The organism is Gottfriedia acidiceleris (assembly GCF_036421055.1).
Taxonomy (GTDB): domain Bacteria; phylum Bacillota; class Bacilli; order Bacillales; family Bacillaceae_G; genus Gottfriedia; species Gottfriedia acidiceleris_C.
In genome coordinates, this window is the sequence record NZ_JAZGQS010000007.1 from 174029 (window position 1) to 188270 (window position 14242).

The 14242-nt window shown below is 33.1% G+C and carries 11 protein-coding genes; 5 read left to right on the forward strand and 6 right to left on the reverse strand.

Annotated features, from left to right (window positions below; translation table 11 throughout):
• Nucleotides 1–762: 762 nt before the first annotated feature.
• Nucleotides 763–1125, forward strand: coding sequence for a group 1 truncated hemoglobin (locus RAH41_RS12750; RefSeq protein WP_331222865.1), 363 nt, complete (start codon nucleotides 763–765; stop codon nucleotides 1123–1125).
• A gap of 302 nt (nucleotides 1126–1427) precedes the next feature.
• Here the strand turns inward: RAH41_RS12750 and RAH41_RS12755 are convergent, their stop codons facing one another.
• From RAH41_RS12755 to RAH41_RS12765, 3 genes are all read right to left on the reverse strand, one after another.
• Nucleotides 1428–3179 (reverse strand): hypothetical protein, encoded by a 1752-nt coding sequence (locus RAH41_RS12755; RefSeq protein WP_331222867.1) that lies wholly within the window; start codon nucleotides 3177–3179, stop codon nucleotides 1428–1430.
• A complete protein-coding gene (locus RAH41_RS12760) occupies nucleotides 3179–3397 on the reverse strand; it encodes a hypothetical protein (RefSeq protein WP_331222869.1) in 219 nt (72 codons plus the stop codon). The genes RAH41_RS12755 and RAH41_RS12760 overlap by 1 nt, the downstream gene beginning before the upstream one ends.
• Before the next feature lie 203 nt (nucleotides 3398–3600).
• Nucleotides 3601–4521, reverse strand: coding sequence for a lipase family protein (locus RAH41_RS12765; RefSeq protein WP_331222871.1), 921 nt, complete (start codon nucleotides 4519–4521; stop codon nucleotides 3601–3603).
• Between the two features lie 191 nt (nucleotides 4522–4712).
• On the opposite strand from RAH41_RS12765, the gene RAH41_RS12770 reads away from it, so the two are divergent.
• Complete coding sequence (locus tag RAH41_RS12770) at nucleotides 4713–5198, forward strand: CarD family transcriptional regulator (RefSeq protein WP_331222873.1); 486 nt, start codon at nucleotides 4713–4715, stop codon at nucleotides 5196–5198.
• Nucleotides 5199–5527: 329 nt separating this feature from the next.
• Here RAH41_RS12770 and RAH41_RS12775 read toward each other — a convergent pair whose 3' ends face one another.
• Nucleotides 5528–5728 carry a cold-shock protein gene (locus RAH41_RS12775; protein WP_056469390.1) on the reverse strand — a complete coding sequence of 67 codons (201 nt, stop codon included), beginning with the start codon at nucleotides 5726–5728 and terminating at the stop codon, nucleotides 5528–5530.
• A 227-nt stretch (nucleotides 5729–5955) separates the two neighbouring features.
• Nucleotides 5956–7965 carry a M14 family metallocarboxypeptidase gene (locus RAH41_RS12780; protein WP_331222878.1) on the reverse strand — a complete coding sequence of 670 codons (2010 nt, stop codon included), beginning with the start codon at nucleotides 7963–7965 and terminating at the stop codon, nucleotides 5956–5958.
• Between the two features lie 472 nt (nucleotides 7966–8437).
• Between RAH41_RS12780 and RAH41_RS12785 the strand changes: the two genes are divergently transcribed.
• The 3 genes from RAH41_RS12785 to RAH41_RS12795 all read left to right on the forward strand — a co-directional run bounded on the left by RAH41_RS12785 (nucleotide 8438) and on the right by RAH41_RS12795 (nucleotide 13411).
• A complete protein-coding gene (locus tag RAH41_RS12785) occupies nucleotides 8438–10069 on the forward strand; it encodes a hypothetical protein (protein ID WP_331222879.1) in 1632 nt (543 codons plus the stop codon).
• Nucleotides 10047–12803 carry a DEAD/DEAH box helicase gene (locus RAH41_RS12790; protein ID WP_331222880.1) on the forward strand — a complete coding sequence of 919 codons (2757 nt, stop codon included), beginning with the start codon at nucleotides 10047–10049 and terminating at the stop codon, nucleotides 12801–12803. The genes RAH41_RS12785 and RAH41_RS12790 overlap by 23 nt, the downstream gene beginning before the upstream one ends.
• 65 nt (nucleotides 12804–12868) lie before the next feature.
• The gene (locus RAH41_RS12795; protein ID WP_331222881.1) at nucleotides 12869–13411 is read left to right on the forward strand and encodes a GrpB family protein; all 543 of its coding nucleotides are present in this window, start codon (nucleotides 12869–12871) and stop codon (nucleotides 13409–13411) included.
• 242 nt (nucleotides 13412–13653) lie between these two features.
• On the opposite strand, the gene fabZ is transcribed toward RAH41_RS12795, so the two are convergent.
• Nucleotides 13654–14076 carry a 3-hydroxyacyl-ACP dehydratase FabZ gene (fabZ, locus tag RAH41_RS12800; RefSeq protein WP_056469377.1) on the reverse strand — a complete coding sequence of 141 codons (423 nt, stop codon included), beginning with the start codon at nucleotides 14074–14076 and terminating at the stop codon, nucleotides 13654–13656.
• Between the last annotated feature and the right edge of the window lie 166 nt (nucleotides 14077–14242).

Here is a 14242-nt window from a genome sequence, read left to right on the forward strand (position 1 = left end):
TATATTGAACAGATAGTTAATAATCTATATTTAATTGAAAATAGATACTTTCATTTCCTCTGAATTTTCCATCAAATTACTATTCTATATAACGAACACGAAATCAAGAATGTTTACTATAATGTGGCTATTTGTCTACCTTATTTAATTTTTTATTTTATAGAAAACTTTAAATTATAATAATTATGATTAAATTTTAATTCTTTATAAAGAACAAGTCAATAATTATTCTCAAAAATTTACATCTTTCTTACTAAACTGAAACACGGTTTACATTGAGCTATTTAATTATAAGTTCCTATATAAAAACTCTTTAGAAGCATAAGTGAAGTTCTTAAGTTACGTCTGATGTCGTTTCCTTTATTTTAAAATTGGTATAAATACCCATTTTTATTGCATTATTTATAAATTACCCCAACTCGATTAGTCCTTAGTTCATTATTTTTAAAATATAATATGTTAACTGATTAGTTATATTAATTATCCGAGCGTATAAAGTAATAAACTCTCTGGGTTTCATTTCGTATGCATTTTCTACTGTTTAAATTATAAATTTATTAGAGATATATATTATGATTGATTTTTTAATTAATATATTTCTTTTTATTACATCTAGAAAAAATAATTTTGTAGACATTAGGGTTTACCCTATTTTTTTAATAACATATCACTTAATAACAATAGTAAATAGACAAATTTAGTAATAGTTCCTTGGCTCTTTGGGGATTCTAGTTCTAGATTATAATGAAAGGAAGTTTTAATATGGAACAAACTCTATACGAAAAATATGGTGGAGAGGAAACAGTAGGAAAAGTGGTGGACTATTTTTACGATGAATTAGTTCTAAAAGATGCAACCGTCAATCACTTCTTTGAAAAAACAGATATGGATAAGCAGCGTCGCCACCAAACAAAATTTATCAGCTTTGCTTTAGGTGGGCCAAACCAATATTCAGGAAAATCCATGTCAAAAGCCCATGAAGGTATGAATATTCAACCTGAACATTTTAATGCAATTGCCACTCATCTTCATGATGCTCTAGCACATTTTGGAGTTAGTGAATCAGATATAAATCTGGCCCTAACAAAGGTTGAGTCACTTAGAGAAGATATACAGTATAAATAATGTTTATAACGAAACTACTTTTACTTCCTCTCTTACATGTAGTGCTCGTTATCTAATGACAATATACTTTGAAAGAAAAAATTTTCAGTCAGTATAAAAATACATAAGACTAATCGAATTACTGACTGGAGATTTCTTAATTACCCATAGTATGGGTACAAAATAACTTAATAAGCGCGAAGGTTACACCTATTTTTAAACAAAGAATTCTTTCAAAAAAAAATGGGAGATTTTCATCCCAAAAGAAGTTTAGCAGCGGTATCTACTACTCAAATAAATAATACACATCTATTATTTATTCATTAAAACAGAGATTTCCGAATTTCTACGTTATATGTTATTTTACTAAAGTCAGCAGACTTTAATTTGTAAGTGCTTGTTGCTCCGTCTACAAGTTTATACCCCAATTTAACTTGACTTCTATAATTATGGTTAACACCTTTTGTAAAGTTTGCATCTACATAAAAATTACCACCATTAAAAACTTTTCCACCTGTAGTATCAATTGTACAAATTGGAGAAAATTCTACGCCTCTATTATTAGTACCTCCTGTAGCATCGTCATAATAATCATAAATTACACCTAATATTACTTTTACATTAGTAGAAATTCCGGCATCTATATAAACGGACCCTTGTACATTTATACATGATGACATTTCAATAAATTTATTCTTAAAGGCGACCCCGTTTGAGATTGGTGACTGTAAATCTGAAAAACTATACAATATATAACTTTGAAAACTTGTTAAATTATTACTAACATAATTGAATTTTGATCGTAATTTATACACTGAATCTTTTGATAAGGACAGCCCATCTTTATATATTTCCATTCCTTCAAAATAATAACCTGTACCATCTGATCCATTTATATCAATTAAGGATTTTAAAGTTGTAAAATCACTTGGTGGCATGCATTCCTTTAAAATCACACACCCATTTGGATAATGGTTAATATCACCACTATCAATTACGATAGGATTTGTAGCACCTGTTTCTGGACCTTCACCCAAATAAGTTCTCCCTTTTAAAAAAAGTCCTCCATTTCCAGAAGGAGCTGTAATTGGCACGTTTTCTATAATTATTGGATTGACTCCATAAGCCCATCCTTCGTAATCAATAGTCGTTGTTTTTTCGGGTTGTGCCAATGGTTCATAGGCTTCTTGATATAAATTAGATATTTTAACCATCCCTTTAGTGTGAATAACAATAAAATTATTAAAATTATCCTTATCTGCCCCTAAATAGCCTGTTGCCACATGAATATTTGAAATTGAACACGGGGTACCTCCAAACCCAAATCTAATACCAACCCGATTATAGAGTAACTCAACATCATCTGCTTGAAATAAATGACTTGCTGATTTAATGTATATTCCATAATGACATGTTGAGAATGACATATGTTTCCCACCACTTCCAGAACAAGAAAAACCTGGTGATTTAAATCCGTAATCGTAACCATGAATATATACATTATAAAAATGGAAATTGTATTCGGCAGATCCGTCAATTTTGGCTCCAAAACAAACTCCAGTTGGAACTTGAGTATAACCATCATAAGAATAAAACTTTAAATCCTCTACGTAAAAACAAATGCCCGGAGAAGGATTTCGTCGATCATATATAAAATCTTGCTTATTTGTCTTTACTGTAGTGGATACATTTTTAAACCAAGATGGAGATAATCCATCATTTTCTCCTTTTAATTTTATTGTTATACTACCTGATATGTTAGTTAGGTCTATTGGATTAAAATAATATTCTCCTTTTGGTAGATAAAAAGTAAACTCACCATTTGGGTATTGTGCAATTAAACTTTTGAGAATGGCTGAATTACTTGAAGCAAATGTACTATTTCCTGATTTCACCCCTAAAGTTTTTAAATTAATAATTAAACTAAACAATTCATTCCGATTTGAAAATAAAACATTACCATTACTAGATCCAATAAAAAGTTCATTTGTATCCGTAGTAAATCCAAATTCACCAACATCCAAAAGTGGTAAATTTGCTTTAAGACCTCTTCGGATTTGTATTTTTTGTGCCATTAAAAAGTCCCTCCGTCTATATTGCCTAAAGGAGTGTCGGTAAAATTTCCTCCATCTACCTTCTGATCAAAGTTCACATCAGTAAAACTACCACCATCAATATCAAGATTAACTGCAAACAAAGGAGTTTTATAACCTAAAAACTTTTGAGAATTTGAAACTAAAAAAATACTTCGCTTATTTTCAATTGCTTGTCCAATTTTAAGAAAACAAGTCAATTATTTTAACCTCCATTCAATGAATATTAAATAAGATATAACATCTTATGAAAAACGATTCTTAACTGTCTCCGTGAATGTCTAATAATCATAGAAATAACTTGTTTTACCTTTCATTAAACAAAAAAAATACTAAGACTAGTTCATAAACCTTTGATCAAGGTTTAAAAGATTAATCTTAGTATTTTTAAATTTTCTCTCTTCTATTTCCAAAACGCACCCTCAAACTCAACTAAATCATGATATGGGTACAAAGGTTTCAATAACCTTGCTTTTGTCCATAAATCTGTTGTTTTTTCTAAAGCAGCTAAAGACCTTTTATAATCCTCATCAACTGTAATATATTTGACATTACCTAGATGCAAAAGGGAATATCCAGTTATTTGTTTAAAGAAGGTTTTATTGGCGTAGTCCAATGGGTCACCCTTTACAATGTAATTTGTAAATAGTGGTTTAAACGTATTTTGGACTTTTTGTGACTTTGCATGAAGTTTTTTCGAACCATCATCTAATAGTACACCTAATGAGTTAAATGTAACGCCCTGTACAAATAGATGATTTTTCAATTTTTTATCATTCTTAAGCTGATAACCTACAAATTGAGCCAAATAACCTCCAAAGGAATGACCAGTAACATAGACACTTGAATGTTTATTCTCTTTTTTATTTAATATTGATGTAACCCATTCATATGCTTGCTGAGCTTGTTGATCTACCACAATAGGTGAACCATTCTCAGGAGTTTCAAATTCAACTAATCTTTGATAAATATCTTGTATATTGATTTTCTTTAATCCACTAAAAGCAAATAGTATACTATTACTTTTATTGTTCTTTAATGCTATTGCTGAAAATCCAATATTACCAGATGTAATGGAAACAAGACTAAAATCGCTAAGATTCTTATGAACTTGAGTAAGTAATGGATCAGCAATCCCTTTATGTTCTCTTAAGCTTTTACCTATTTCTTTATTAAGAAATGCTTCATAAGAAAGCTCAGATGCTGCTAGTAATACGCCATCTGGAAGCTTCTCTAGTTCTCTTTGCTCTTGTTGGCTACATCCGGTGGTCGTTGTAAAAAAAGTAAGTACTGTAACGATAAAAATAACTACACGAAAATTCATTAGTCTTAACCCCCTTTCGACAGTCTCTTTCTTCATATTATGTCCACGACCATATGACATGTTCATCTTTTCCCCAAAAAAGTAAAAAAATATACATAAAATTATTGACAGTTTTATTTTACAGATGTTATCATATAAATTTTGATATTTCATTTATTAATGTTATACTTAAGTTATAAGAATTTTCGGAGGTGGGTACATTGTTCAAAATTGGCGATCAAATTATTTACCCAATGCAGGGAGCTGCAGTAATTGATTCCATCGAAGAGAAAGTTATACAAGGTGTAACACAACAGTACTACATTATCAACATACCATCCAGCAATTTAAAATTGATGGTCCCTCAAGGGAATGTGTCAAATACGAAAATTCGTTTAGTCGAAGACAAAGAACATCTAAGTAATGTATTAGATGACTTTTCAAATGGTCTTCCCGACGAATCCTTATCATGGAAACAAAAATATGATTTAAACATGAAAAAGTTAAAGTCTGGCGAACTACTCGCTGGTGCTCAAGTGGTACGTGATCTAACACTTCAAAGTAGGGAGAAACCTTTAAATCCTAGTGAAAGAGAAATGCTAGACACGGCTAAACGCATGTTTGTTGGTGAACTTAGCTTGATTAAAGGCATATCGCAACTTGAAGCAACCGAATTAATTGATTCTGCATTAAAATAAACATTTATTTAGGAAAAGGAGCTTAATTTAAGCTCTTTTTTTGTTGATTTTCGAATGTATTAGTACTTTCATGAATACATATGGAGACCAATTGAACAAAATAAGTTTGCATATAGTATCGCATCCTGCTTTTGTGTTTTTCGGTATATACCAGTATTTATACCGTTTGTTGATTTAGTACAATTATAATAGAAGAAATAGAAGATATTTTCATTTTTTACTTACAATTGTGAACATTTTAATTGCACCGACGCCATGACCACTTCTTTAAACAAAAAAAGACTGCTAACAAAAATGCTAGCAGCCTTTTATTCACTCAGAAGTGAAAATTATAATTTAACTACGTTTTCAGCTTGAGCGCCACGGTTACCTTGAGTGATCTCAAAGCTTACTTTTTGGCCTTCTTCAAGAGATTTGAAACCTTCGCCTTGGATAGCTGAGAAATGTACGAATACATCGTCTCCACCTTCAACAGCGATAAATCCGAAACCTTTTTCTGCGTTAAACCATTTAACTGTACCTGTGTTCATTGTACGAACCTCCATATATACCTGTTTTTTTACACTTAATGAGTATTGTTAAGAAAAAATACACACATTAGAACAGGATGAAAATTCGTCCCTTTTAACACATGAATTGAATTAACCAATTTCTTATTAAGTATGTTCTTATGGTAACATAAAATGAAATGAAAAACAAATTGTGCACGAAGAATAATTAAATTTTATGATATTTTTATAAAAAATGACCTTATTTTTTACTTTTCGTTAGCAAGTATTAAACCAACTGGTAAGTTTTTCTTCATAATACTACTAAAGTAACTATTTGGAACTGGTTTGTTTCCTACATAAGGAGAAATTTCAATCGTAAATCCTGGTCGTTTTTTTGCAGCAACATACCAATCTTTATATCCACCGCCTCCACCTTTTGCGGGAGCGACCAAACTATACCCTGTTTGCTTTGATAATTTTGTAGCAATTGCCTTATCTCTAGCCATTTGAGTTCCTGTTTGATTATAATGCCAGAAAATAATATTTCCTGATGAATGGTATGCAACTGTATTTTTAAATGAATGTTTATTAGTAAAATCATATAAAGCTTTAGCTTCTGGTTCACTTAAAGCCTTAGTACCTTTATAGTTATCAGGTCCGGGCTTTGATTTATTACCAGAAATTGTATTCCAACCAGCTGGATATTGACGATTTAAATCTACGCCACGTACATTCGCCTTCCATGCTTTAAAATTTTTGCTACCATTATTTAATTTAATGACCTGGTTTGGATTCTTTGCACTGCTCGCACCTTTTTGTACAAGCATTACACCATCAGGATTAACCATTGGTACAAAATAAATAGACGTTTGAGATAATGTTTTTCTTACATCAAAACCAGAAATTTTTGTATTTTTTTCATACGCACTAGCGTATTGATCAAGCATTTCCATTATGACATTTGTTGTCATATGCTCACGAGCATGATGCGAACCATTTATACTAATTTCAGATTTTCCGGTACCTAGCTTTATTGCATATAAATTTCTACCATCTACCGATTTACCAATCGTTTCAACTTTAGTAAATCCAGGATACCAAGCATTCAGCTCCTGTAAATCCGCTGTCAGTTCTTCATATGAATAATCACCATTTGGGTCAACGTAGTTATATGTTTTTAATGAAATATCCGCTTTAGGGATAAGCCCCTTAAGTCCTCCAACTTTAACGACATAGTAAGAGGAATAAGCTGAATCAATTACTATTTTTTGCTTAGCAGGTATAGTAACCATTGTTGGTTTCGGATCACGCGGGAAGACAATTTTAGTATTTCTCACTGCAACACCCGCCGTAATTTTAACAGGCTGCGTCACAATACTGATTACAGGTAATGTATCATTTGGTAAAGGAACCGTTTTATTTTTATCAATATAAGCAGTTTGATTTGAATATTGAATCATTAAATACTGATCCTTTACACCTATTTTACTAAAAATTGTATTTGCTTTGACTGTTCCCCTATTCACTAATTTACCATTTTCATTTAATAATAGTGGTGTATCGTTAGTTACTTTAAAGACTTTCGCCGTTGGGTATATTTCCCATGGAGTAGCATTTCGGACTGCACTTTTCAAAATAGTCCCAGCATTCCCATTATAAGTAACATAGTAAAGATCATTCTCCTCTTTATCTACTTTTAACTTAACGTTTGCTGGAATTGTTATTGTAGTAGTTGTAGTACTAGTTATTCCTCCTGTTGCGTTGCCAGTTGTTCCTCCTGTTGCGTTGCCAGTTGTTCCTCCTGTTGTGTCGCCAGTTGTTCCTCCTGTTGTATCGCCAGTTGTTCCTCCTGTTGTGTCGCCAGTTGCTCCTCCTGTTGCGTCACCAGTTGTTCCTCCTGTTGCGTCACCAGTTGTTCCTCCTGTTGCGTCACCAGTTGTTCCTCCTGTTGTGTCGCCAGTTGTTCCTCCTGTTGTGTCGCCAGTTGTTCCTCCTGTTGTGTCGCCAGTTGTTCCTCCTGTTGTGTCGCCAGTTGTTCCTCCTGTTGTGTCGCCAGTTGTTCCTCCTGTTGTGTCGCCGGTTGTTCCTCCTGTTGTGTCGCCGGTTGTTCCTCCTGTTGCGTTGCCGGTTGTTCCTCTTGTTTCAGTCTGAATCGTCAAAACTGTAGGTTTTAGGGTTACAACCCATTTGTCAGCAGCCTTTGTTTCAGCAAATACATCTTTAAACATACTAAACATAAGTACTAAAGCAATTAAACTAATAAAACCTTTTCTCAAATCCTTCACCTCTCTAGTTAATTAAAAACAATTGTGTATATGTAAGTAATTGTTTTTTACTCATAACAGACGAAAAGCCCCCTATAGGGAGCTTTTTTAATTGTCTAATATATTAATATTTTATAATATTAACATTTTCATTGCATATTAAAATTGTATTACACACTTGACCATTCCTGTTACGTTTTTAACTTTAAATATAGGTATGTTTTTATAAATTTTAGTTGATACTATGAGGATTTTACATATAAGTATGGTTTATTTGTTGAATTTATTTGATTTGATGGTTTTTATTTGTGATTCTCGATTTTAATTGCGTTCCCTAAATTTTTATTTATGATTCCAAACCCTTAATTACATCTTAATAGTAACAATCTAAATCAACTTTCAATTTTTCCCTTTTCGGCTATGTGTATCGTATTTGTTTAGGGTATAATTACCAATAAGAATGTTTCGAGTAAGGAGGCATCGAATGCTTCAGCGTGATTTAAGTAAAGATATTATTTATGAACTTTCATATTCACTTTTTTCCAAGCTTTCTCCTCAAAATACGAGGGACGCAGAGCTTGTTGAAACTGGCCTGCAGTTGTATCGACTTGGTCAAGTATATAATGTTTCGGTTCGCGAAGGTCGCCTAGTTGGTGTTGTCGAAGAAGGGGATCAAATTCATTTACCTATACTACATATTGAAAACCATGATCAAAATGGATGTGATTGCTACGAAGCTCCTCCATGCCAACATCAAATTGCACTTCTTTGCTATGCTGCGGCTTCATTTTCATTAGTCGGAGATATTATGAGGAAGTTTAAGCAGTCTTCTTTAAAAAGTATTCCAAATATCATGACTGGTCGCCAACTGTTAGATCAAATGAGTATGTTTGAGCAGGATTGGCCAAAAGAAACAGTGGCGTTATTTGAGCAAAAGTATAAGGAGTATATTGAACAGCAAAGAACGTCATTTTACCAAGATGTTTATTTTGTATATCCATTATATGAACGGTTTTATCATGGATTATTGAATCAACAACCACGTCAAGAAAAGGAAAAGCTACAATATCAGTTACTTGCATCAATTTTTACAATGAATAAAATGGTCGGACAAATCGAAATTCAAAGTACAGTTTACGACAATGCACATTTACCGCGCGAAATGACAATGCTAGAAAATCAAATTGATGCAGTAAGTAGACAATTACATAATTTAACTGGTGGGTCCGTGTCTACTCAGTATGAAGAAGTTCTTCGTGAACTGTTGCAGGCTCTTTTATTAGAAAGAAACCTTTGTTTAGTTCCTCGATATAACTCTTTTCGTCATGTATATAAAGAGCTATTAAATAGTCCAAAGATTTTATTTAAGGATCTAGAAACTTTATCAAAGGTTGAGGACAATTATTATGCAGATTTAGGAAAAGCTCATCTATATTATTTATTAAAAGAAGATGAAACAATGCTGTCCATTATAAAGCAGTACAGCGATAATGAACGTACTCTCTATTGTTTTACTTACTGGATAGAAAGTCTTCGAAAAAACAATGAAACAGATCGGCTAACATTATTTCTGCCATTGTATTACGAGATGCTTTTACACTTTTTGAAAAATGGCGATGATGAATATGCAAAAACTACTTTTGCGAAACATTTCCTTACTAATTATGAGTATAATAGTTTTTACACTAATGAAACGGCCGGGCTAGAAGTAGTTTATCAAGCATTACTTCCATATAGTGTGATACAGTACACTGATTATTTAATGCATAACCGAGAATACAAACGATGGGCTGAGCTACAAATGCACTTATATTCTTACAATCCTGATTACATTGATAAACATGACCTTCAGGAAGTTCATAAGCACTCACCTCAGTCTGTATTACCTATATACCATCACTTAGTTCTTTATTACATTGAGTTAAAAGGCCGATCAAACTATAAAATAGCTGTTCGATATTTAAAAAAACTAAGAACAAATTATAAAAAATTAAAACGTATGAATGAGTGGGAAGATTATATTCAGTATGTTGAATCTCAATTTATTCGTTTACGTGCACTTCAAGAGGAATTAAAGAAAGGAAAATTAGTCAATGAAGCGACTAGCAAATCTTAGTATTGCCGTAAAGTGGGTCGAGCGAAAAGGCTTACTCATTTATGGAATGCAAAGTCACGGTGTCATTTTACCGGTAACCGCATGGAAGCATCTAGTGTTTCAATGGCATGAACCTTCATATTATGGGACATTATTGCAGCCGACCCGAGTCGGTCAGATTGAAGGAATTCTTTTAACTCCAATCGAAGCACTTACATTTTTTAGAGAACATCAAGAAAACTCATTAGTAGAGATTACTTATTTAGATGAAGCAAATGATTTTCATTCGGTAATCTCTCGTTTATACGATGATTTTAAAGAGGGCCACGTTTCGCCAAGTTTTGCTCATTATCAAACTGGCGAAGAGCTATGGAAAATTGATGGATTTGAACAATTAGAACCAACTTTACAGGAATTAGTTTCTTCTGCAATTAAACAACAGTTTGAAATCGAAACTTTACAATCTAAACGCTGGGATATTGCTAGGGGCTTGTATCACAATCCAAGTTATATAAAGCAACAACTCTCACATAGTATTGATGAAGACGATTGGCATGTAAAAATCGGGCTAAGAGACGATGATGTTCCATTTTCAATTCGATTAGTACTTGAAGAGCCAATGAGTGAACATGAAGACTGGAATTTACGTACATATTTAATTGATGAGCGTAAAACGATCAAACCTTATGAATATAACGGACATGAATCATTACATAAAAAACACTCATCTTATGCTGAGTATTTAGATCGAACGTTCCAGGGAGTAGGATTATTAGCACCAAACTTAATTGATAACCATAAGCCAAAAGAAGTTTTAAGTGAACAAGAAGCTTGGACATTTTTAACAGAGGATAGTGAAAAAGTACTTTCCGCAAATATTCAGGTTCTTTTACCAAGCTGGTGGCAAGCTTTAAAACAAAATAAGATGACTTTAAAAGCAAGTGTAAAAGGTAAACCTGCCGGAAATTCATTTTTCAATATGGAAACATTAGTTGACTTCAACTGGCGAATCTCTACAAATGGAATGGAGCTTTCAGAACAACAATTCCAACAATTCGTTGAAAATCAAAGACGTTTAATTCAATTTAACGGTCAGTGGATTGCACTTGATCCTGCTTTTATTGCACGTATGAAGAAAATGATGGCAAAGGCTGAAAAGCAAGGACTTAGATTTCACGAAGTTCTTCAACATGAGCTACTACAAGGGACTGAAAAACCTGAGGACGATAACTCACCTTTTGCCGAAGTTGAAATTGAAGTAGATGATGTATTCCGAGAATTAACTAAACGATTAACATCTATTTCGGAAGTTCCCGAGCTTAATGTTCCTCATGGTCTGCAAGCAACATTGCGAGCTTATCAACAAAAAGGATTCGAATGGTTAGTTCATTTGAAAAATATGGGATTTGGTGCACTTCTTGCAGATGATATGGGGCTTGGTAAAACGATTCAATCGATCTCTTATTTGGCTTATCGTAAAGAAAACGAAGAAAAACGAGGAGCATCATTGATTGTTTGCCCTACTTCTGTTATCAACAATTGGAAACGAGAAATTGAATTATTTTATCCTGATTTAACTGTTCATGTTCACTATGGGGGTAACCGTTTAAAGGGTGAAGACTTATTTTCAATAATAAGAGATGTCGATATTGTCATTACCTCCTATGCTTTAAGTGTGCTAGATTATGATGACCTAAATCAATATGTTTGGAAAAGTATCATTCTTGATGAGGCTCAAAACATAAAAAATCCAACGACAAAGCAGTCTCGCGCAGTTCGCGGGTTAAAAGCTGAACACCGCATTGCTCTTACTGGTACCCCAATGGAAAACCGCTTAACGGAGCTATGGACCATATTTGATTTTATAAATAGAGGATATCTTGGTACACTAAACCGTTTTGCTAGCAATTATGTAAACCCTATTGAAAAGGACCGAGATGAAGAAAAGATAAATGCTGTTCATCGTTTAATTTCACCTTTCTTACTAAGACGAACTAAGCAAGACGAAGATGTTGCCTTAAATCTTCCTCCAAAACAAGAACAAAAGATGCTTTGTCCGTTATCTGTTGAACAAGCGGCATTATACGAGCAAGTTGTTCAAGACAGCCTAAAACAAATCGATACATTAACTGGTATCGAACGACGGGGCCGCATTTTATGGATGTTAAATAAATTAAAACAAATCTGTGATCACCCTTCTTTATTCTTAAAGGAATCACAACTTGTTGAATTCGAAGAGAGATCAAGTAAAGTCGAACGACTATTCGAATTAATAGACCCTATCCTTGAACAGAACGAAAGTTGCCTAATCTTTACTCAATATGTGAGAATGGGTGATATGCTTAAAGAGGCAATCCAAGCAAAATTTGGTGAAGAAGTATTATACTTAAACGGTAGTGTTCCTAAAACTGCCCGTGATAATATGATTTCTCGCTTTCAAAACGGTGATGTTAAAGTGTTTATTCTTTCACTCAAAGCTGGTGGAACTGGATTAAACTTAACAGCTGCAAATCACGTAATGCACTTTGACCGTTGGTGGAACCCAGCTGTTGAAAATCAAGCAACTGACCGAGCATACAGAATTGGACAAACAAAATTCGTTCAAGTCCATAAATTTGTAACGATCGGAACGCTAGAAGAAAAAATTGATGAAATGCTACAACGAAAACAATCACTTAACGATACCATCATTACGAGCGAACAGTGGATTACAGAATTGTCTATGGATGAGCTTGTTGAGTTATTAGGTGTTTAATATGAAGGGAAAATGGGATTATTGTATAGAGATAATCCCATTTTCTATTAAAAGGAGGTTCTATTATGAGCACTAACACAGAAATGAACGTAATTATTAAAAACCATGATGAGAATTGGAAATACTTATTTCAAATAGAAGCTAACCGCATACGTGAAATCTTAAAAGATGAACTTATTGAGATACATCATATTGGCAGTACATCAGTTCCAAATTTAAAGGCTAAACCGATTATCGATATGTTACCTGTCGTTAAAAACATAAAAAACATAGACAAGTATAATGATCAATTGGCCGAAATTGGTTATGAAGGACTTGGTGAGTTCGGTCTTCCAGGCAGAAGATACTTCCGAAAAGGTGGCGAGAATCGTACCCATCAAATGCATATGTATCAGTTTGACAATGAAAAAGAAATTGAACGTCATATTGCAGTTCCTGCTTATTTAAGTGCACATGAAGATGTGATGAAAGCATATGGGGAATTAAAAGCACGGCTTGCTGAAAAATTTCCAAAAGATATTTATGGATATATGGATGGAAAAGATGCTTTTGTGAAGGAAATAGAAAGAAAAGCAATAGAATGGCGAAAGAAGAAAAAAACAACCTAGTTAATAAGAATTTTTAATTTGCACTTCAATATTCAACTGTATCCTACTGAAAAATAGCAATACTTGAAGAATGGCCACTTTGAATTACAGTTAAATGCCCTTCTCTTAAAAATAAAAAAAAGCCTATTAGGCTTCAGTGTGTAGACAAAGTATTAAAAACTTGATTTTCAGACTGATTGCAAGCGTTTGTCAACAGTCTGAAGCCTATTTTTTAAAATAGGCTTCTTTTTTATTCACTCTATTTATTTAAGTGCAAATGTAAGTTCAGCTTCACAAGCTATTTGTCCGTCAACTGTTGCTACTGCTTTACCTTTACCAATTGGTCCACGCATTTTCACTAGTTCAACCTCTAGTCTTAGCTGATCACCTGGTACTACTTGTCTTTTAAAGCGGCAATTATCGATACCAGCAAATAATGCTAGTTTTCCTTTATTTTGCTCAAGGCTTAACGCCGCAACTCCTCCAACTTGTGCTAGTGCTTCTACAATTAGTACCCCTGGCATTACAGGATAATCAGGAAAATGACCGTTAAAAAACTCTTCATTAGCAGTTACATTTTTAATACCAATCGCTCGTTTACCTTCTTCGTGCTCAATAATACGATCTACTAATAAAAATGGGTAACGATGAGGAAGAATTTCTTTAATTGCTTTAATATCTAACATTTATGTAGTCCTCCATTTGTAATGATTCAGTATGTTAATAAAAAAGAAGCAAGTCTTAAGACCAGCTTCTATACGCTATAAATATAATACTATCTTATTTTGTTAGTTTACGCAAACCAATAATGAAACCACTCATTTTCTTACTAATACTACTCAGATTACTCTT

Coding starts and splice junctions, on each gene's coding strand:
- RAH41_RS12755 (WP_331222867.1), bottom strand. CDS start 3,179: ATGGCACAAAAAATACAAATCCGAAGAGGTCTTAAAGCAAATTTACCA.
- RAH41_RS12765 (WP_331222871.1), bottom strand. CDS start 4,521: ATGAATTTTCGTGTAGTTATTTTTATCGTTACAGTACTTACTTTTTTT.
- RAH41_RS12790 (WP_331222880.1), top strand. CDS start 10,047: ATGAAGCGACTAGCAAATCTTAGTATTGCCGTAAAGTGGGTCGAGCGA.
- RAH41_RS12785 (WP_331222879.1), top strand. CDS start 8,438: ATGCTTCAGCGTGATTTAAGTAAAGATATTATTTATGAACTTTCATAT.
- RAH41_RS12775 (WP_056469390.1), bottom strand. CDS start 5,728: ATGAACACAGGTACAGTTAAATGGTTTAACGCAGAAAAAGGTTTCGGA.
- RAH41_RS12750 (WP_331222865.1), top strand. CDS start 763: ATGGAACAAACTCTATACGAAAAATATGGTGGAGAGGAAACAGTAGGA.
- RAH41_RS12795 (WP_331222881.1), top strand. CDS start 12,869: ATGAGCACTAACACAGAAATGAACGTAATTATTAAAAACCATGATGAG.
- fabZ (WP_056469377.1), bottom strand. CDS start 14,076: ATGTTAGATATTAAAGCAATTAAAGAAATTCTTCCTCATCGTTACCCA.